At 62.7% G+C, this 18,035-nt stretch carries 22 protein-coding genes; 14 read left to right on the plus strand and 8 right to left on the minus strand.

All coding sequences use genetic code 11. The features are described 5' to 3' along the window. Positions 1-60: 60 nt before the first annotated feature. Entirely contained in the window at positions 61-267 is a 207-nt protein-coding gene (locus FNA67_RS09970) for a hypothetical protein (RefSeq protein WP_049704974.1), read from the plus strand. A gap of 92 nt (positions 268-359) precedes the next feature. On the opposite strand, the gene FNA67_RS09975 is transcribed toward FNA67_RS09970, so the two are convergent. Beyond that, positions 360-1,259 (minus strand): AraC family transcriptional regulator, encoded by a 900-nt coding sequence (locus tag FNA67_RS09975; RefSeq protein WP_147655933.1) that lies wholly within the window; start codon positions 1,257-1,259, stop codon positions 360-362. A 191-nt stretch (positions 1,260-1,450) separates the two neighbouring features. On the opposite strand from FNA67_RS09975, the gene FNA67_RS09980 reads away from it, so the two are divergent. The 3 genes from FNA67_RS09980 (at position 1,451) to FNA67_RS09990 (ending at position 3,507) form a co-directional block, all read left to right on the plus strand. After that, positions 1,451-2,197: an SDR family oxidoreductase gene (locus FNA67_RS09980; protein WP_147655934.1), complete on the plus strand. Its 747-nt coding sequence runs from the start codon at positions 1,451-1,453 to the stop codon at positions 2,195-2,197. Positions 2,198-2,404: 207 nt separating this feature from the next. Further along, on the plus strand, positions 2,405-3,079 hold the full coding sequence (locus FNA67_RS09985; RefSeq protein ID WP_147655935.1) for a dienelactone hydrolase family protein: 675 nt from the start codon (positions 2,405-2,407) through the stop codon (positions 3,077-3,079). Continuing rightward, the gene (locus FNA67_RS09990; RefSeq protein WP_147655936.1) at positions 3,076-3,507 is read left to right on the plus strand and encodes a hypothetical protein; all 432 of its coding nucleotides are present in this window, start codon (positions 3,076-3,078) and stop codon (positions 3,505-3,507) included. Before FNA67_RS09985 ends, FNA67_RS09990 begins: the two co-directional genes overlap by 4 nt. A 4-nt stretch (positions 3,508-3,511) precedes the next feature. Here FNA67_RS09990 and FNA67_RS09995 read toward each other — a convergent pair whose 3' ends face one another. The 3 genes from FNA67_RS09995 to FNA67_RS10005 form a co-directional block, all read right to left on the minus strand. Continuing rightward, the gene (locus tag FNA67_RS09995; protein WP_147655937.1) at positions 3,512-3,943 is read right to left on the minus strand and encodes a metallopeptidase family protein; all 432 of its coding nucleotides are present in this window, start codon (positions 3,941-3,943) and stop codon (positions 3,512-3,514) included. Between the two features lie 38 nt (positions 3,944-3,981). Beyond that, positions 3,982-4,446: a YcbK family protein gene (locus FNA67_RS10000; RefSeq protein WP_049704980.1), complete on the minus strand. Its 465-nt coding sequence runs from the start codon at positions 4,444-4,446 to the stop codon at positions 3,982-3,984. A 129-nt stretch (positions 4,447-4,575) separates the two neighbouring features. Then, on the minus strand, positions 4,576-4,992 hold the full coding sequence (locus FNA67_RS10005) for a VOC family protein (protein WP_049704981.1): 417 nt from the start codon (positions 4,990-4,992) through the stop codon (positions 4,576-4,578). 216 nt (positions 4,993-5,208) lie between these two features. Here FNA67_RS10005 and FNA67_RS10010 point away from each other — a divergent pair, with 216 nt between their 5' ends. Next, on the plus strand, positions 5,209-5,832 hold the full coding sequence (locus tag FNA67_RS10010) for a cold-shock protein (RefSeq protein ID WP_082202046.1): 624 nt from the start codon (positions 5,209-5,211) through the stop codon (positions 5,830-5,832). 10 nt (positions 5,833-5,842) lie between these two features. After that, complete coding sequence (locus tag FNA67_RS10015) at positions 5,843-6,328, plus strand: DUF192 domain-containing protein (RefSeq protein ID WP_145976718.1); 486 nt, start codon at positions 5,843-5,845, stop codon at positions 6,326-6,328. A gap of 1 nt (position 6,329) precedes the next feature. Here FNA67_RS10015 and trhA read toward each other — a convergent pair whose 3' ends face one another. The 4 genes from trhA to FNA67_RS10035 form a co-directional block, all read right to left on the minus strand. Next, positions 6,330-7,013 (minus strand): PAQR family membrane homeostasis protein TrhA, encoded by a 684-nt coding sequence (gene trhA, locus FNA67_RS10020; RefSeq protein ID WP_147655938.1) that lies wholly within the window; start codon positions 7,011-7,013, stop codon positions 6,330-6,332. 251 nt (positions 7,014-7,264) lie between these two features. After that, entirely contained in the window at positions 7,265-7,897 is a 633-nt protein-coding gene (locus tag FNA67_RS10025) for a hypothetical protein (RefSeq protein ID WP_147655939.1), read from the minus strand. Next, positions 7,894-8,517: a hypothetical protein gene (locus FNA67_RS10030; protein WP_049704985.1), complete on the minus strand. Its 624-nt coding sequence runs from the start codon at positions 8,515-8,517 to the stop codon at positions 7,894-7,896. Before FNA67_RS10030 ends, FNA67_RS10025 begins: the two co-directional genes overlap by 4 nt. After that, entirely contained in the window at positions 8,504-9,289 is a 786-nt protein-coding gene (locus tag FNA67_RS10035; RefSeq protein ID WP_170267282.1) for a MotA/TolQ/ExbB proton channel family protein, read from the minus strand. The genes FNA67_RS10030 and FNA67_RS10035 overlap by 14 nt, the downstream gene beginning before the upstream one ends. A 330-nt stretch (positions 9,290-9,619) precedes the next feature. Here FNA67_RS10035 and rpsB point away from each other — a divergent pair, with 330 nt between their 5' ends. The 8 genes from rpsB (at position 9,620) to bamA (ending at position 18,034) form a co-directional block, all read left to right on the plus strand. Next, on the plus strand, positions 9,620-10,399 hold the full coding sequence (rpsB, locus tag FNA67_RS10040) for a 30S ribosomal protein S2 (RefSeq protein WP_049704987.1): 780 nt from the start codon (positions 9,620-9,622) through the stop codon (positions 10,397-10,399). Between the two features lie 84 nt (positions 10,400-10,483). After that, positions 10,484-11,407 carry a translation elongation factor Ts gene (gene tsf, locus FNA67_RS10045; protein ID WP_049704988.1) on the plus strand — a complete coding sequence of 308 codons (924 nt, stop codon included), beginning with the start codon at positions 10,484-10,486 and terminating at the stop codon, positions 11,405-11,407. Positions 11,408-11,599: 192 nt separating this feature from the next. Continuing rightward, the gene (pyrH, locus tag FNA67_RS10050) at positions 11,600-12,313 is read left to right on the plus strand and encodes a UMP kinase (RefSeq protein ID WP_049704989.1); all 714 of its coding nucleotides are present in this window, start codon (positions 11,600-11,602) and stop codon (positions 12,311-12,313) included. Between the two features lie 29 nt (positions 12,314-12,342). Next, positions 12,343-12,903, plus strand: coding sequence for a ribosome recycling factor (gene frr, locus FNA67_RS10055; RefSeq protein WP_049704990.1), 561 nt, complete (start codon positions 12,343-12,345; stop codon positions 12,901-12,903). A gap of 39 nt (positions 12,904-12,942) precedes the next feature. Beyond that, on the plus strand, positions 12,943-13,701 hold the full coding sequence (locus FNA67_RS10060; protein ID WP_049704991.1) for an isoprenyl transferase: 759 nt from the start codon (positions 12,943-12,945) through the stop codon (positions 13,699-13,701). A gap of 68 nt (positions 13,702-13,769) precedes the next feature. Next, entirely contained in the window at positions 13,770-14,555 is a 786-nt protein-coding gene (locus FNA67_RS10065; RefSeq protein ID WP_170267283.1) for a phosphatidate cytidylyltransferase, read from the plus strand. A gap of 29 nt (positions 14,556-14,584) precedes the next feature. After that, positions 14,585-15,691, plus strand: a complete 1,107-nt coding sequence (gene rseP, locus FNA67_RS10070; RefSeq protein ID WP_147655941.1) for an RIP metalloprotease RseP — start codon at positions 14,585-14,587, stop codon at positions 15,689-15,691. A gap of 183 nt (positions 15,692-15,874) precedes the next feature. Next, positions 15,875-18,034 (plus strand): outer membrane protein assembly factor BamA, encoded by a 2,160-nt coding sequence (gene bamA, locus FNA67_RS10075; RefSeq protein WP_147655942.1) that lies wholly within the window; start codon positions 15,875-15,877, stop codon positions 18,032-18,034. Position 18,035 lies beyond the last annotated feature (1 nt).

Raw genomic sequence — 18,035 nt, forward strand, 5'->3', positions numbered from 1 at the left:
CGCGATGGTAGGTTTTCCCTCACTAGCGGCATGAGTCTAGTGGACCTGAGGGATATATTGATGAACGATACGAACGAGAACGACGCCAAGGCGAAAAAGCGGTACTCGCGACTGCTTCTGCTGACGGCATTGATCGCAGGCGCGGCAACCGGTGGATGCTATCCGTACTATGGTCCGGGCACCTACACGACCCTTGCCCCGGGCGAGACCAGCAACCCGAGCAGCTATTCGGGCGGTTCCTACGGAATTTCGAACCCGAACGTCTGAGCCGGGCTCGGGACATCGAAACGCGGGGCCTCCAGGGGAGTAACTCTCCCGGAGGTCTTTTTTTGCCTTGAGTGCATGGATCTGGAGGACCCTCAGACCAGAGACAGCGAAACCAGGCCCAGGCCTCGCAATTGCACAGCGTCCTGGCTCGGAGCCGCACCAAACTGGCGCCGGTACTCGCGGCTGAACTGGGCTGCGCTCTCGTAGCCGACGCTGTAGCCGACCCCAGAAATATCCTCGCGTCCGGAAGCCAGCATGAGCCGGGCCTGCTGCAGCCGAATCTGCTTCTGGAACTGGATCGGGCTCATCGCGGTGACCGACTGGAAGTTGCGATAGAAGGCCGACGGGCTCATTCCCGAAATCTCGGCGACGTCCTCCACCCGGAATGCCCGGGCGTGGTGTTCGCGTATCCAGTGCACGGCGCGCGCGATGTGATTGAGATTGCTGTCGGCCAGCCCCAGTTGCCGCACTGCCGCCCCTTGAGGTCCGACGATCAGCCACCAATGGATTTCCCGCTTGATGAGCGGCGCCAGAACCGGGATGTCGCGCGGCGAATCCAGCAGCCTTAGCAGCCGCGCCACCGCATCGAGCAACTGCCGGGGTGCTTCGCTGACCAACATGCCCGACGGGGTCGGGCCGCGCGCCTCCCGCAACGCGCTCGAGGTCGACTGCAACAGTAGCTCGGCGATCGTTGCCGGGTGAAGCGCCAGCCCGAACCCCAATGCCGGCTGCTCCGGGCTCGCATCGATGAACTGGCCCGTGACGGGCATGTCGAGCGAAGAAACAAGGTATTGTCCCGGACCGTATTCATAGACCCGGTCTCCAAGCGCCAGCCGCTTGAGGCCCTGGACGATCAGCGCCATCACCGATCCGGACATCGAAGGCTCCCACGACGACACGTCGTGACGAGCAACCATGACTCCATCGATGGGGGTGCCCATGTCCGGACGGGCGTGGCGAGCGATCAGATCGCGAATTTCTTCCAGGAGCATTTCGCCACCTCGTTGCCAGTGCCCGTTCATCTAACGCGCGTGGTGTCTTCACGATAGCAATTCTCTCTCAGGTGGGAGGATTGTGCAAGAAGCTGGCAATCTGCTCCTAACGCCTTCGAGGCCTCAGCTGGTTAGGTGAAGTCATCAGCGAACGATGAAGCGCCACAACACAACCAACGAGGTTTACGATCATGAATACGGTTCTCATTACGGGAGCGTCGTCCGGCTACGGGCTTGAGACTGCACTCCACTTCCAGCGCCAGGGCTGGCGGGTCATTGCCACGATGCGTCGCCCGCAGCCCGAGCTTTTCGCGTCACTCGACAATGTTATCGTGCTTCCGCTCGACGTGACCGATGCCGGGAGTATCGCGGAGTGCATCCAGGCTGCCGGGCCGATCGACGTGCTTGTCAACAACGCCGGCATCGGAATGGTCGGGGCCTTCGAGGCATCCCCGATGGAGATCGTCCGGAGGCTCTTCGAGACCAACACCCTGGGCACGATGGCGATGACCCAGGCCGTGCTGCCACTGCTGCGCGAGCGTGGCGGTGGGACGATTGTGAATGTCACCTCGAGCGTGACGCTCGCTCCTTCGCCCTTCGCTGCCGCCTATACGGCGTCCAAGATGGCCATCGAAGGCTTTTCCGGGTCGCTGGCCCAGGAGGTCGGCACGTTCAACATCCGCGTCAGGGCAGTCGAACCCGGCTACGCCCCCACCACGCGCTTCACGGCCAACACGCAGGTCCCCGTCGAGCAGTTGATCCCGCCCGCCTATGCCGAGTTTGCTCGGCCCATCTTCGCGGCATTCGCCAATCCCTCGGTGACGACGCGGGAAAGCGACGTCGCCGAAACGATCTGGCGCGCGGTCAACGACACCTCCGACCAACTGCGCTTCCCCGCTGGGCCCGACGCCGTTGCCCTCTGGGAGGCGGCAAGATGAGCACGGCAAACATCCTGCGCGCCACACTGCGCTGGCACATACGCAAGGGACGCAGGCTCTTCCATCTCGCCGTCAACCGGCTGGCGGCCCCACCGGCGGCGAGGCAGGGCGCCGCTAGGACAGGCGTCCGTTGGGGCTAGACGGTTGTCCCCCGCGGCGAATGGTGGTTCGATTGCCGGACCATAACCTGACCCGCGGAGGACCCCCATGGGCGAACGCATCAAGCTGACGGCCTCGGATGGCTTCACACTCAATGCCTACCGGTCGGCGCCGGACGGACAGCCGCGTGGCGGAGTCGTGGTGATCCAGGAGGTCTGGGGCCTCAACGCCTGGGTGCGCAGCGTCGTCGACCGCTTTGCGCGGCACGGCTACCTGGCGGTGGCGCCCGCAGTCTTCGACCGGATCGAGTTCGGCTATGAGAGTGAGGACTATTCGGCGGCCCAGTTCACGGTCATCGGGGAGATGATGAAGAAGTTCGATCCGGCGGCCGCCCTAAAGGACGTAGAGGCCGCGATCAAGGGGGCCAGCGAGGGCGGAAAGGTTGGGATAACCGGCTATTGCTTCGGCGGCGCTACCACCTGGCGCGCCGCGAGCCTGCTGACGGGACTGAGCGCCGCCTCAGGCTACTACGGAGGCGGCGTGCCGAACTACATCGACCTCAACCCCAAGGTGCCGACCGAGATGCACTTCGGCGACAAGGATACAGGCATTCCGCTCGAGCAGATCGAGGCGCTCAGGGCACGTCACCCGGTGGTGCATATCTATACCTATGACGGCGGCCACGGCTTCTGTAACAGCGATCGACCGGACAAGTTCAACGAGGCCGCCTGCAAGAAGGCCTCCGCGCGCACCCTGGAATTCTTCCACAAGCACCTGTCGTGACCCTCTCGGACCATCTGGCCTATCTGGATGCAGCCTATGCCGAGGCGCTGGCCGCGCCGCTCTCGCGCCGGAAGGCGATGCTGGCCGCCGCGCTCGCTGATGCCTATGCAGATCGGCTCGCGACGGCCTCCGGCGCCGACGATATCCTGGCGTTCAGGGCAGGGCTCGCCGTCCAGAGCCGGGCGCTCGGCCTGGTGTTCGCGCTCTGCGCCATGGGAGAGGGCGCTCCGGAACTGGCGATCGACGCTGTCGAGGTGCCGATTGCCGAGTACGGAACGCTCGGCGTCGAGGACTTCATGGTCAGCCTCTATAACGGTCATCGCGTGCAGCGGGTGAGGGTGGCTTCGCCGCAGGGCGAACGCCTGCTGGCGCTCGACGTATTGGCCGAGGCCATCGGGGTGCTCAGAGGGCTGACGCCCGCGCCCTAGACGGTCAGTCGGTGTCGGCAGAAGCTTCGATGGCTTCCATGTCCTCGTCGGAGAAACCGAAATGGTGGCCGATCTCGTGCACCAGCACGTGAGTGATGATCTGCCCGAGCGTCTCGCCATCCTCGTTGTCGGCCCAGTAATCGAGGATCGGGCGGCGGTAGAGCCAGATATGGTTGGGCATCTGCCCGGTATAGCCGAGAGAACCGCCCTGCGGCAGGCCAACGCCACGGAAGAGCCCGAGGATGTCGAACTCGGATTCGAGCTTCATCTCGGTCATGGTTTCTTCGTCGGGAAAGTCGGCAACGACGCAAGGGACGTCCGAAACCAGAGAACGGAACTCAGGAGGAAGGGCAGCAAAGGCGGCCGCTGCCATCTGCTCGAAATCATCGAGCGTGGGCGCCGCCAGGTTCGTCCAGGAATTGGTCTCGTCGGCCATGTCAGTCGTCGTCCTGCCGGAGTCGTTGAGGCGCCAGCTTAGCAGCCGCTGAAGGTCACCGGGCGCGAATAACCGTTCGGGCGATCGCGCACGTCCACATGGATGAAGCTACGGCCTGGATAGCACCCGAGCCCGCCTACGCCGCCATTGCGCATGGCGAAGGCGATCAGCTTTTCCTTGGGGACGCCGGGGATGTAGAAGTCCGCCGCCATGCACTTCATATGGTAGGAGTTATCCACGCCGCCGGCCTTGCCGTTGTGATAGCCGTCGCGATAGCCGGACTGCATGATCACCTTCTTGCCGAAATAGCCCTCGAAGTCCCAGATCACCAGGCGCAGCTTGGGCGAGATGCAGAAGGCGTTGACCTCGGAACTGGCCGTGACGGTGCCCCAGCTATTGGATTTGCCTCGATAGGCCGCATCGCTGCTGCTGGCGAAGATCGCCATCGGCAGGCAGCCGCTCAGGGAAACGGCGCACAGGAGCGCCAGCAGGATAGCACGCATCGACCACTCTCTGGCCCGACCTGGTGCAAAAATGCACCATCCAAGCCGGGTCCGATGATGGTCGTTAAAATATGATGGATTATGCTAACCGCCCGCTAACCCTGGTGGTTAACGGGCGGCTAACGGAAATCACCAGGCGCCGGTGTTGGGCATGGAAGCCCAGGGTTCCTGGGCGGGCAGGGTGCCATCCTGGATAAGCTCGACGGAAATGCCGTCGGGCGAGCGCACGAAAGCCATATGGCCGTCACGCGGCGGGCGATTGATGGTCACGCCCATGTCCATCAGATGCTGGCAAAGTGCGTAGATGTCCTTCACCCGATAGGCGAGGTGGCCGAAATTTCGTCCCCCCGTATATTCCTCCGGGTCCCAGTTGTAGGTCAGCTCGACTTCCCCGCCCTGGTCGCCGGGGGCGCGGAGGAAAATCAGCGTATAGCGGCCCCGTTCGTTATCGGACCGGCGAACCTCTTCAAGACCCAGCCCATCGCAGTAGAATTTAAGGCTTGCGTCGATATCGGTCACACGGACCATTGTATGCAGGTACTGCATGGGTCTTTCTCCCTATTTGTGGTGTCTAGCGGGCGCGCGAACCTAGCAAGGACGGCCGGTTTGCGGCAACAGAACAGCCTTCAAAGAAAAGGCGGGGGAAGCCGTAAACAAATTTGCAACCACTCCTTAACTTTTGGGTTTGAATCGGCCACACTGAGTCTGGGTTGTAGAGTACCTCGCGGCAGCGGGGCATGTATAAAATGAGGCATTGGGGGCATGGGGGGTAAGTTTTCACCCGAGAGTGGCGAGGCCGGAATCCCGAAACGGGAGGAGGCCAATGAACCGCAGCCTCAGGCCAGCGGCGCCAGTCCAGCACACGATATCGATGTTATCGAAATCGCCGGAACCATAAAATGGTTCGACGTGGCCAAGGGATTCGGTTTCATCGTTCCCGACAACGGCATGCCCGATGTGCTGCTGCACGTGACCTGCCTGCGCCGCGACGGCTATCAGACGGCTTATGAAGGCGCCCGCATCGTCGTGGAGGCCCTCAACCGGCCCGGCGGCCTGCAGGCGTTCCGCATCGTGTCGATGGACGAATCGACCGCGCTTCATCCCGCGCAATTGCCGGCGGCCCGCACGCATGTGACGGTCGAGCCCACGTCCAAGCTCGAGCGGCTGGAAGTGAAGTGGTTCAACCGTATCCGCGGCTTCGGCTTCCTTTCGGCAGGCGAGGGCGCTCCGGATATCTTCGTGCATATGGAGACGCTGCGCCGTTTCGGCATCACCGAACTGCGTCCGGGCCAATTCGTGCTCGTGCGGTACGGGACGGGTCCGAAGGGCCTTATGGTCGCCGAAATCAGGCCCGATGGTTGGGGCGACGCTCCTTCCTCCCACTAAAAGCTCCGACATGACCGCTTTGAGCCTCGAGTCCCGTAGTCCCGTTCTTGCGGCGACGAAGTTTTGCGGCCTCGCGTTCGCGGCCGTGATCGCCTTCCTGCCGCTTGCGGCGTGCAGCGACGAGACCAAGGCCGTGCTCCACACGGCGACGGGCAACTATACGTTCAATGTCGAGGTGGTCGACACCGACGCTACGCGCGCCAAGGGCCTGATGTTCCGCCAGGAACTGCCCAAGGACGACGGCATGCTGTTCGACTTCCTGACCGAACGGAACACCTCGTTCTGGATGCAGAACACCTTCATTCCGCTCGATATGATCTTCATCGGCGCCGACGGTACGGTGAAGACCATCCACGAGAACGCGCGCCCGTTCGACACGACGCCGATTCCTTCCCAGGTGCCGGTGCGCTACGTGCTCGAGATCGCGGGCGGCCGTTCAGATGAAATCGGGCTCAAGGTCGGCGACACCTTCGAGCACGACCGCATAAAGAAATAGCTCAGAGCCTGCTGATCACCACACAGTTGAGGATCGCCACCAGGTGCAGCATCGCGCCGGCGACCACGAAGACGTGCCAAAGCACGTTCTGGAACTTCAGCCGTTCCCATAGATGGAAAATGATACCGGCCGAATAGACGACGCCCCCGGCGAGCAGCAGCCAGAGCGTCGCGGGCGGCAAGCTTGCGCCCAGTGACTGGAACACCGCTACCCCACTCCAGCCGACTGCCAGGTAAAGCACGATGGCCAGGCGCCCGAAGCGCTCGGGCACGATGAGCTTGAGCGCGATGCCCACGATCGAGGCGCCCCAGACGAACGTGCCGAGCAGGATCGTTGTCGCCGAACCGCCCATGATCGCGAGGAATGGCGTGTAAGTGCCTGCGATGAAAAGGAAGATCGCTGCCTGGTCGAACCGCGCCAGCCAGCCCTTGATGGGTGAAACCGGTGAGAGGTTGTAAGCCAGGGAAACGGACAGCACTGCGAGTAGCGAGACGAGGTAGACGGTCAGGGCCGGCGCTTCCTTCGGCGCTGTCTGCATGAACGCGAACGCCAGGATGATCGACCCGATGGCGATCGCGGCCACGATGCCCACGACATGGACGACGCCGTCTGCAATGACTTCGGTAAGGGTGAAGGGGCGGGTCGGGCTGGCCCAGATCCTGCGGGCCGTCTGCGTCTGCGTCATAGTGGTTCTCTACTCTGCCCCGGCGCGGGGGCGGACCTTATCTCCGAAGGTTGGCCGGACTGTCCCCAGCCGTTTGCAGGGGCAATCTCCGGCGGTTGTCTGGACGGGCGCGCCTGGGCGTGGCGTTCCGAAGCCAGAGATCATGCACCCAATCGGCAGTCGAGGCCAAGCTTTCGGGCGCCGCGTTCCATAACGTTGCGGCCGATCTTGTTCCCAAGACCGGCCGCGACGCAAGACGATGAAGCTAGTGCTTAGTTGTTGAGGACCAGGGCGCCCTTGTCGGGAAGCCGAACCGCCGGCATCGGCGAGAAGTGAAGGTCCTGCGGCGCCCCGGGCGCGGCCAGGCCACCTGCACCCGACACCTGCTGACCGCCCTGCATGTCGCTCTGTTGGGCCTGCTTGTTATCGTCGGTGGCGCCGAGCTGGCCTTCGGCCTGCTTGTCGCCCTCGGACTTACTTTCCTCGGTGGTACCGACTTCCCCCATGATCTGGTCGCCGGCGTTGATATGCTCCTGAGCGGCCTGGATGTCTTCGGCGAGCGAGGTGGTGTAGGGGATTTCGTAGGCGCGCGGCGGCGCTACTGGGAGATGGTCCTCGTTGATTTCCTGCACCCACATGTAGACTGCCCCCGCCGCACCGGTCTTGCGGTCCGGCTCCTTTACATTGGTGGAGAGCAACTGGAAGCGGTCGGGCATCGGGCTGGTCGTCGGCCAGCCGACAAGGCCGGTAATGGCCAGATATGACCCAACGAAAGCCACGGCGGTGACCACGATCGCGCCCGCCTTGACCCACCAGCGCCAGAGCGAGGCGATGTTGAGGCTGAGCAGCAGCACGCCGAGCAGGATATAGACCCCGACGATGGAAAAGATGGTGGACTGGATCACTTTCGCACCTCGCGAATAAGCGAAATGGGCCGTGTGTTGACGTCGCTGACGTCCCCGTTCTCATCGAGCGTGAAGCGGACGGCGGTCTTCTCGTCGCCCTCATGGCTGAGCGTGAGGGTATCGTAGAAGATCACCTTGAGTTTCGGGTTGATCTTTTCGACCTTCACCGTGACCGGCACCGGCTGCTTTGAATCGTTGGTGAACTCGTAGACGTTGATGACGTACTCGCCCGGGATGATGCCGCGCACGCTCACCGTCTCCTGGCGCAGCGGCGAGGTGACGGTCTTGCCGTTGATCTCGACGCTGTTGAGGTAATTGCCGCGGTCGTCGCGGTCGAGCGAGAGGAAGCCGTTGGCCAGCGAGTGGTACCAGACGACATTGCCCAGCGGGTCCATCACATAGGTGTCGATGTCGTCCGGATTGTTGTCCGGCCAGGTCACCGTGATCAGCATCTCGGCCTTGATGTCCACCGTGCCGGTCTTCGACTCCTCCTTGATGAGGGCGAAGGCGATGAAGACCATGACGGTGAAGCCGAGCAGGGCATTGAAGAGGATGTCGGTGAACGGGACAAACGTCCCGTCATCGCTGCCGCCACCCGAAAACAGGCTATTGTCGTCCATTCGAACCCTGCTCCAGGGTCGGAATGACATAGATTTCCGTGATCTCGGTGACCAGGTCGAAGAGCTCGGCGATGGCTTTGTCGAGGAAATAGTACTCGAGCTTGAGGATGAGCGCGGTGGCGATGCCCGTCACCGTCACGTTGAGCGCGATGGCCATGCCGCCGGTCATGCCGGTGAGGGCAGGGCGCAGCGTCTCGGCGTCGAACGAGGTGATCTGGGCGATCGGGATGAGCATCAGTATGAAGCCGATGGCCGTGCCCAGGAGCGCCAGGCGCAGCAGTGCTTCGGAAATGAACCAGCCGAGCTTCTCGCGCGAGCGCAGGCGGTCGGCCAGAGCCCGCAGCAGCAGCGTCTGGTCGATGCGGCCGCCATTCTGCTTTTCGGCCTTAATGACGAGATTGCCGATGTGGGTGGTAAGCGTTCCGGGCGGCAGCAACTGTCCGTCTCCGGTGGTCACGCCCTCCTCGGTGACACGGAACCCCGATACGCGGGCCTTCGCAATGATCGAGCGGGCCTTGCGGGCCGACACCAGCTCCTGGGAGGTGATGACGGTCTGATAGAGGCACGCCAGCGCCGTAAAGGCGAAGATCACCAGAATGATCAGGGAGATTCGCGTGTGGTCGGTGGCGAGCATCGCCTGCACAAGCCCGAAGTGCCAGAGCGCCAGCATCGCTACCGCTACCAAGGCATTGAGCAGGATCCAGCGCAGCACCGGCGCGAAATCGCGCGCCTCTGCCGCCGGCGCAAGCACTGCGCCCCTAACGTCTGCCATAGTCCCCCAAATCTCCATTGAATTCGTTGCGTCGGTCGGTGGCTGTCACGCCGAACTTGCTTCCCGACGGAGGGCGACAGTATTCAATAGCACTGTTGGATTTCGTAATGCCCGGCATAAGTTTTGCCTTGGCTGGGTAGTGTGGCGGCCGAACGCAGGCAGATGTTGCCTTTCTCCCCGCTCTACACTATATCCGCGCAGCGTTCGGGGATTCCCCGGCGCGATTTCACACGCAAAGGCGGCCGTCCAGATTGAGCTGGCGTCCATCCGGTGGCGGGAAACCGTCGCATAGACCTTTGCGGAGGCACAACCGGTAAAGGAACGCTGCCAATGGCACTGCCTGATTTCTCCATGCGCCAACTCCTGGAAGCTGGCGTCCACTTCGGTCACCAGAAGCATCGCTGGAACCCGAAGATGGAACGCTACATCTTCGGCGTGCGCAACGACATCCATATTCTCGACCTGAGCCAGACGGTTCCGCAGCTGAGCCGCGCGCTGCAGCTGATCTCGGACACCGTCGCCGACGGCGGCCGCGTGCTCTTCGTGGGCACCAAGCGCCAGGCCGCCCCGCTCGTGGCCGAGGCTGCCCGCCAGTCCGCCCAGTACTTCGTGAACTCCCGCTGGCTCGGCGGCACGCTGACCAACTGGCAGACCATCTCGCACTCCATCGCTCGCCTGCGTGAGCTTGAGGCCCAGGAAGCCGAGGGCATGGAAGGCCTGACCAAGAAGGAGCGCCTGATGCGCTCGCGCGAGAAGGAGCGTCTCGAACGCGACCTCGGCGGCATCAAGGACATGGGCAACCTGCCGAACCTCCTGTTCGTGATCGACACGAACAAGGAAGCCAACGCGATCAAGGAGGCCCGTCGCCTGGGTATTCCGGTTGTCGCCATCGTCGATACGAACAGCGATCCGGATCTGGTCGACTACGCCATTCCGGGCAATGACGACGCCAGCCGCGCTCTCGAGCTCTACTGCTCGCTGGTCTCGCGCGCTGCCATCGACGGCATTGCGCGCTCGTCGGCCGCTGCTGGCGCCGACCTTGGTGCTTCGGTGGAGGCTCCCGTGGAGCCGGCCCTGACCGAAGTCCAGGAAAGCGACACCAACGCCTAATCGACCAGCCCGTTCATCGGGTTGACACACTGACATCCCAACTGTGCGGCTCCGGCAAAACGGGGCCGCCAAAGAGGTGACATTATGGAAATCACTGCTGCCAAGGTTAAAGAACTCCGCGAGATGACCGGCGTCGGCATGATGGACTGCAAGAAGGCCTTGCAGGAAACCAACGGCGACATGGACGCGGCGATCGATTGGCTGCGCACGCGTGGCCTGGCCAAGGCCGCCAAGAAGGCCGGTCGCGTTGCGGCTGAAGGTCTGGTCGGCGTTGCCATCGACGGTAACCGCGGCGCCATCGTCGAAGTAAACTCGGAAACCGACTTCGTTGCCCGCAACGAGCAGTTCCAGACCATCGTCAGCAACGTCGCCAAGCTGGCGCTCGATGCCGATGGCGACGTCGCTCGCCTGAGCGAAATGCCCTATCCCGGTTCGGGTCGCTCCGTTTCGGGTGAACTGACCGATGCCATCGCCACCATCGGCGAGAACATGAACCTGCGTCGCACCGCGATCATCGAGGTCAAGGACGGCGTTATCGGCAACTACGTGCACAACACGGTCAAGCCGGGTCTGGGTAAGCTGGGCATCATTGTCGGTCTCGAATCGACCGGCAACAAGGACGCTCTGGCTGCCCTGGGCAAGCAGATCGCCATGCACATCGCCAACACCAACCCGCTGTCGGTGTCGCCGGACGACCTGGATCCGACCGTCGTTGCCCGCGAGCGCACCGTGTTCGCCGAGCAGGCCAAGGAATCGGGCAAGCCCGCCGAGATCATCGAGAAGATGGTGGAAGGCCGCGTCCGCAAGTTCTACGAGGAAGTCACGCTCCTGGCGCAGACCTTCGTGATCGACGGCGAGACCAAGATCTCGGACGTTCTCAAGAACGCCGAGAAGGAAGTTGGCGCCCCGGTCAAGCTGACCGCCTTCGTGCGCTATGCCCTCGGTGAAGGCATCGAGAAGGCCGAGAGCGACTTCGCCGCTGAAGTCGCCGCCGCTGCCGGCGCCTGATCGCCCGCAATATTCCCGCTCCCCGCATGACAATTGCGGGGAGCGGTTTGATTTGCGCCTTAGTTGGGCGCCTTATATCCAATAGTGCATTTTCTAGTAACTGCCGGTATCCAATCGGGCGGAAAATGCTCTAACGTCTAGCCGGCGCCAGCGGAATCGAAGCTCGGGTGCGGCAGTTAGAGGGGTCGGCCGGTGACGAAATCCGCATATAGACGCATTCTGCTCAAGGTCTCCGGCGAGGTCCTGGCCGGTGATCAGTCATTCGGCATCGAGCCTGAATTCCTCAAGGGCATGGCGCAGCAGATCGCCGACGTCGCCAAGTCCGGGGTCCAGATCGGCATCGTGATCGGCGCCGGAAACATCTTCCGCGGCATGACGGTGGCTGCCAATGGCACCGACCGCGTGACCGCGGACCTCATGGGCATGCTGGGTACGGTGATCAACTCCCTCGCCCTTTCGAACGCCATCACCAGGGCAGGGGTGAAGTCCAAGGTATTCAGCGCCGTGAGCATGCCTTCGGTCGCTGACACCTTCACCGCGCGCGCCGCCAAGGCTGCGCTGGACGAGGGTTTCGTGGTGGTCCTCGCCGGTGGCACCGGCAACCCCTTCTTCACCACCGACACCGCCGCCGCGCTCAAGGCGATCGAACTCGATTGCGACGTGCTCCTCAAGGGCACCAAGGTGGATGGCGTCTATTCGGAAGATCCGTTCAAGAACCCCGACGCCAAGCGCTTCGACACGATCAGCCATGAAGAAGTCATTGCACGAAATCTTCAGGTGATGGACACGGCGGCCTTCGCGCTTGCCCGGGACAACGGGTTGCCGATATTAGTCTACGCGCTTGACGACAAAGAAGGCCTCGCCGGCGTCCTGGAAGGACGCACGCGCTCCACGCGCGTCGGCTAAGGCCAGGAAAATAGTAAGGAAATAGATCCATGGCAGAAACCTTTTCGCTCGAGGCTCTCAAGACCCGCATGCAGAAGTCGATCGCCTCGCTCAAGGACGAGCTGGCCGGTCTGCGCACGGGGCGCGCCAGCGCCAGCCTGCTCGAGCCGATCACGGTTGAGGCCTATGGCTCGCGCATGCCGCTCAACCAGGTGGCTACGGTTACTGTTCCCGAGCCGCGCATGCTCAGCGTTCAGGTGTGGGATCGCTCCATGGCCGGCGCGGTCGAACGCGCCATCCGCGATAGTGGCCTCGGCCTCAATCCGGCCAGCGAAGGCGCCGTGATCCGCGTGCCGCTGCCCGAATTGAACCAGGAGCGCCGCAAGGAACTCACAAAGGTCGCGCACAACTATGCCGAGCAGGCGCGCGTTGCCGTCCGGCACATCCGTCGCGACGGCATGGACCTGCTCAAGAAGCTCGAGAAGGATGGCACGATCAGCCAGGACGACAGCCGCGTGAAAGCCGACCAGGTGCAGAAGGCGACTGACTCCAGCGTGGCCGAGATCGACCAGATCCTTTCGGTTAAAGAACAGGAAATCATGCAGGTTTAGGCTTACGCCTACCGGCCCCCAAGGCGTCCAAAGGATATCATGTCCACCGACCCCGCCATCGACAGCGATTTGCGCCAGAGGCCTGGGCTTCGGATTCCGCGGCACCTTGGGGTGATCATGGACGGCAATGGCCGCTGGGCTCGCGCCCGTGGCAAGCCGCGCACGGAAGGCCATATCGCCGGCGTCAAGGCGCTGCGCCGCCTGGTGGAGCTCTGCATCCGCTACGGCGTCGGGCACCTGACGGTCTTCAGCTTTTCTTCCGAGAATTGGACGCGACCGCGCGACGAGGTGAATTTCATCTTCGGCCTTCTGCGCCGCTTCGTTGCTTCCGACCTCGAAAAGCTCGTCCGCAACAACGTGCAGGTGCGCATCATCGGTTCGCGCCAGGGGCTCGATGACTCGCTCCAGCGGCTCATTGCCGAGGTTGAGGCCAAGACCCGCGCCAATACCGGCCTGCAACTGGTGGTGGCCTTCAACTACGGCGGCAAGGCCGAGATCACCGAGGCGGTGCGCGCCATCGCGCGCGACGTCGCGGCCGGCAGGATTGCGCCGGACGCCATTACCGAGGCCACGGTGGAGCAGGCACTCTACACCTCCGGCATACCCGATCCCGACATCATCATCCGCACCAGCGGGGAGCGGCGCTTCTCGAACTTCCTGCTTTGGCAGGGCGCCTATTCCGAACTGATCTTCGTCGAGGAGAATTGGCCGGATTTCGACGAAACCACGTTCCTGCGGGTGCTGGAAGAATATGCGGGCCGCGAGAGGCGGTTCGGCGGGATAGAGGCTATCACTTGAGTTCGCAGGGCGATCCCGGCTCCGAGTCTTCGGCTTCCCGCCGGTCCTGGTCTGACCTCGGTCCTCGCTTGGGCTCCGCTTTCGTACTGCTTCCGCTGACGGCGCTAAGCCTCTATCTGGGCGGCTATATCTTCGCGTTCATCGTCGGCCTCGTCTTCGCCGGAGCCTATCGCGAATGGGAGCAGATGGTGGCGCGCGCCCCCATCTCCATCCCCGGCGCCATCACCGTGGTCCTCGTTGCGATCTCGGGGCTCATTTATCCGGCGTTCGGCCTTCCCGGCTCGACCCTTGTCATCGTTCTGGCCATCGCGATCGCCGTGCTGTTCGGCGGGGAAGGGCGCCTCTGGCGTGCGGCGGGGCTCGGCTTCTTCGGGCTGGTGATCGTCGCCGTGATCGCCATGCGCGGCGATAGCTGGGATGGCGTGCTGGCCGGCGTGTTCCTCGCGGTTACAGTCTGGATGACCGATTCCGCCGCCTTTTTCACCGGCAGGCAGATCGGCGGCGAAAAGCTCGCGCCAATCATTTCGCCCTCCAAGACGTGGTCGGGGGCCCTGGGCGGGCTGGCGCTCGGTGCCACCTCCGGCTTTATCGTCTGGCTGTTCGTGACCGACTCCCCGTGGTGGATCGGCGCCATCTTTGCGGTGACCATCAGTATTCTGGGGCAGATCGGTGACCTGACCGAGAGCGCTATCAAGCGCAACTTCCGCATCAAGGACAGCGGCGACATCATCCCCGGTCACGGAGGCTTGATGGACAGGCTCGACAGCCTCACATTCGGCGTGATTTTCGTCTTGGTCGTTGGCCTGCTACACTCCGGCCTCGACAACATCGCAGGCGGCTTCCTTCACTGGTAGTGCCTGCACGCACGCTATAGGGACAGTTCATGCTGCCGTCTTTCTTCACTACGCTTCTGTCCTTCCTGGTCGTGCTGACCGTGATCGTCTTCGTTCACGAGATGGGGCACTACCTGGTGGCCCGCTGGAACAAGATCGCGATCCAGACCTTTTCGATCGGCTTCGGTCCCGAACTCTTCGGCTGGAATGACCGCCACGGCACGCGCTGGCGCGTGTCGGCGATCCCTCTTGGTGGCTATGTCCGCTTCGTCGGCGACATGAACGCGACCAGCGCGCTGCCGGACAATGACGTGATTGCTAATGCCGGCCCCGAGTTGCGCGATCGGCTTTTCGTCAGCAAGAACGTCTGGCAGCGGATTTCCGTGGTCATCGCCGGCCCGGTCGCCAATGTGCTCCTGACCTTCGTCATCCTGTACGCGCTGCTGCTCGGCTATGGCCGCTACACGATCCCGCCGGTAATCGGGGATGTAGTGACCGGCTCTGTCGCGGCCGAAGCGGGCCTGCAGCCGGGCGACAGGATTCTCTCCGTGGATGGCTATGCCGTTCGCGGCTTCGAGGATTTCCAGCGCCTCGTTGCGACCGCTCCCCAGCGGCCCGTGACCATCGTGCTCGACCGCTCCGGCGCCGAAAAGACGATCGTGGCGACTCCTGAAGCCGCCGAAACCACCGATCGCTTCGGCAAGACGCACCGCATCGGACGGATCGGCGTCTCCAGGGATGTGGAAAACTCCGACGTCACCCTCTATCGGCCGGGGCCGGTCGAAGCGGTGGGCATGACCTTTGAGGAGATCCGCTTCATCGTGGATCGCACGGTGGCGTTCATCGGCGATTTCTTCGTGGGGCGCGGGGATCGCGAGCAACTCGGAGGCCCGGTCAAGGTTGCCCAGGTGTCGGGGGAGGTGGCTACGCTCGGCTTCGCCGCCTTCGTGAACCTGATCGCGATGATCTCGCTCAATATCGGAATCTTTAACCTTCTGCCGGTGCCCATGCTCGACGGCGGGCACCTTGTCTACTATCTCATCGAAGCCGTTCGGGGGCGCCCGCTCAGCCCCCGGGTACAGGAGGTCGGCTTCCGCATCGGCCTGGCCCTGGTGTTCACGCTCACCATCTTCACTTTGGTGAACGACCTGCTTTAACACCTTGGCAACCATTATTTCCGGGGTGTTGCATGGATGCACGGCCCCCAATGTTTTGGTAACCGAACTGGCGTTTGCGCCTTGCCCTTGGTTAAAAAAACAGTAAAACCGTTCAATGAGTAAGCGTGGGGCAGCTCGTCTGGGGCGATTCCATGCGTCTGGTCGCATGAGGCAATAAAAAACATGATTGATCCCACCAAGCTGATGCGCGGCGTGTTTGTGGCGCTGGCCTTGTTTGCTGCGGGCTCCCTGCCGGGAGTTGGCGGTTCGCTCGTCGGGATCCAGCAGGTCCAGGCACAATCGAAAGCTCCCCTGATTGCGTCGGTGCTCTTTGAGGGCAACAAGCGATTCTCCGATGCGCAGCTGTTGACCATGGTCGATACCGCCACCCGCGGTACCTATTCGGCCCAGGGCGTAGCTTCCGACGCCGAGAGCATCCGCATCGCCTACGACAAGGCGGGCTTCAACAATGTCGCCGTCACCCCCAAGGTGGAAAACGTCGAAGGTGGTCGCGTCCGCGTGACCTTCGTCGTCAATGAAGGCGATCGCGCGGGCATCGCTGCGATCAACTTCACAGGCAACAATTCGGTTAATGGCGGCACGCTCAAGGGCGTGATCTCCACCAAGGAAACCGGCCTGCTCAGCTGGCTGTTCCGCGATGACAGCTATGACGAACAGAAGCTGGCCGTCGATCGCGACCTGATCCGTCTCTACTACGCCAACCACGGCTACCCGGACACCCAGGTTACCTCGGTCGGCGAGTTCGATGCGGCCCGTAACGCCTACTTCATCAATTTCACGATCAACGAAGGCGACCGCTATTCGTTCGGCAATGTCGGCATCGAGACCAGCATTCCGGGCCTCAACACGGATTCGCTCAAGGGTACGGTCAAGACCTCCCAGGGCAGCCGCTATTCGTATGTCGATCTCCAGAAGACGGTCGAGCAGATGGCTCTGGATGCGACCGATCAGGGCTACTCCTTCGCCGACGTGCGTCCGCGTCTCGATCGCGACCCGACCGGCAAGACTTTCAACGTCACCTACCTCGTCGACGAAGGCCCGCGCGTCTATGTCGAGCGCGTCAACATCACCGGTAACCAGAAGACCCGCGATTTCGTGATCCGTCGCGAGCTGGCCTTCGCCGAAGGCGACCCCTTCAACCGTTCCGTGGTTCTGCGTGGCAAGCGTGACATCGAAGCGCTCGGCTTCTTCAAGACCGTTGATATCAGCACCGAGCCGGGCAGCGCTCCCGATAAGGTCGTGATCAACATCAACGTCGTCGAGCAGTCGACCGGTGAGTACGGCATCACTGCCGGTTACTCGACCAACGATGGTCTGCTGGGCGAAATCTCGGTGACCGAACGCAACTTCCTCGGTCGTGGTCAGTATGTCCGTGCCGCCATCGGCGCCACCGCCGGTCTCGGCGACGGCCAGAACGGGGGGCGCAGCTTCGACTTCTCGTTCACAGAGCCGCGTTTCATGGGCCTTAAGGTTTCGGCCGGCGTGGATGCCTATCACCGCGTGGTTGCTGAACCGACCAGCTCGACCTCGACCTACTACGGCTACACGGCCACCGGCGGCCAGCTCCGCTTCGGCGTGCCGATCACCCGTGACCTGTCGGCGTCGATCTTCACCGGCCTTGAGCACAAGGAATTTACGTCGGGTGCGGTGTCCGGTGGCCGTGGTGCCTCGCAAATCGTCACCGACGGCGAGGTCAAGAACAAGGCCTGGATCGGTTACACGCTCACCTACAACATCCTGGATGACCAGAAGCAGCCGACCAGCGGTCTGATCGCCACCTTCACCCAGCAATATGCTGGCTGGGATGTGAACTACGTGAAGTCCGAGGCTCGCGCCCGTTACTTCATCCCGCTGATGGAAGACAGTGGCATCGTCGGTAGCGTTCGCGGTACCGCCGGTATCATCAACAACCTCGACGGTGGCGAAGTGTCTGCGACCGAAGCCTTCCCGCTCGGTTCCAACCTGGTTCGTGGCTTCGAAGGCCGCGGCGTGGGTCCGCGCCTGACGACCGGCGAATTCCTGGGCGCCACGATGTACGCTGGCCTGTCGGCTGAAATCGAGTTCCCGCTGCCGGTCTTCCCGGAGACCTATGGCCTGCGCGGCGCCGTCTGGGCTGACGCTGCCTGGGTCGATGGCAACCCTGGCTCGAGCGGCACGGTCGATAACGACAGCATCGATCAGAAGTTCAAGAGCTCGGTTGGCGCCTCGCTCATCTGGAACTCGCCGTTCGGTCCGCTGCGTGGAGACTTCGCGTACGTCCTGAACAAGGCCACCAGCGATCGCACACAGGTGTTCTCGCTCACGCTCTCGACCTTGCTCTAAA

The sequence above is a fragment of the Youhaiella tibetensis genome, from assembly GCF_008000755.1.
Lineage (GTDB): Bacteria > Pseudomonadota > Alphaproteobacteria > Rhizobiales > Devosiaceae > Paradevosia > Paradevosia tibetensis.

Bases quoted from the DNA above. Each gene is read 5' to 3' on its own strand.
- FNA67_RS09970 (WP_049704974.1), top strand. From the start codon at position 61: ATGAACGATACGAACGAGAACGACGCCAAGGCGAAAAAGCGGTACTCG.
- FNA67_RS09975 (WP_147655933.1), bottom strand. From the start codon at position 1,259: ATGCTCCTGGAAGAAATTCGCGATCTGATCGCTCGCCACGCCCGTCCG.
- FNA67_RS09980 (WP_147655934.1), top strand. From the start codon at position 1,451: ATGAATACGGTTCTCATTACGGGAGCGTCGTCCGGCTACGGGCTTGAG.
- FNA67_RS09985 (WP_147655935.1), top strand. From the start codon at position 2,405: ATGGGCGAACGCATCAAGCTGACGGCCTCGGATGGCTTCACACTCAAT.
- FNA67_RS09995 (WP_147655937.1), bottom strand. From the start codon at position 3,943: ATGGCCGACGAGACCAATTCCTGGACGAACCTGGCGGCGCCCACGCTC.
- FNA67_RS10000 (WP_049704980.1), bottom strand. From the start codon at position 4,446: ATGCGTGCTATCCTGCTGGCGCTCCTGTGCGCCGTTTCCCTGAGCGGC.
- FNA67_RS10005 (WP_049704981.1), bottom strand. From the start codon at position 4,992: ATGCAGTACCTGCATACAATGGTCCGTGTGACCGATATCGACGCAAGC.
- FNA67_RS10010 (WP_082202046.1), top strand. From the start codon at position 5,209: ATGGGGGGTAAGTTTTCACCCGAGAGTGGCGAGGCCGGAATCCCGAAA.
- FNA67_RS10015 (WP_145976718.1), top strand. From the start codon at position 5,843: ATGACCGCTTTGAGCCTCGAGTCCCGTAGTCCCGTTCTTGCGGCGACG.
- trhA (WP_147655938.1), bottom strand. From the start codon at position 7,013: ATGACGCAGACGCAGACGGCCCGCAGGATCTGGGCCAGCCCGACCCGC.
- FNA67_RS10030 (WP_049704985.1), bottom strand. From the start codon at position 8,517: ATGGACGACAATAGCCTGTTTTCGGGTGGCGGCAGCGATGACGGGACG.
- FNA67_RS10035 (WP_170267282.1), bottom strand. From the start codon at position 9,289: ATGGCAGACGTTAGGGGCGCAGTGCTTGCGCCGGCGGCAGAGGCGCGC.
- rpsB (WP_049704987.1), top strand. From the start codon at position 9,620: ATGGCACTGCCTGATTTCTCCATGCGCCAACTCCTGGAAGCTGGCGTC.
- tsf (WP_049704988.1), top strand. From the start codon at position 10,484: ATGGAAATCACTGCTGCCAAGGTTAAAGAACTCCGCGAGATGACCGGC.
- frr (WP_049704990.1), top strand. From the start codon at position 12,343: ATGGCAGAAACCTTTTCGCTCGAGGCTCTCAAGACCCGCATGCAGAAG.
- FNA67_RS10060 (WP_049704991.1), top strand. From the start codon at position 12,943: ATGTCCACCGACCCCGCCATCGACAGCGATTTGCGCCAGAGGCCTGGG.
- rseP (WP_147655941.1), top strand. From the start codon at position 14,585: ATGCTGCCGTCTTTCTTCACTACGCTTCTGTCCTTCCTGGTCGTGCTG.
- bamA (WP_147655942.1), top strand. From the start codon at position 15,875: ATGATTGATCCCACCAAGCTGATGCGCGGCGTGTTTGTGGCGCTGGCC.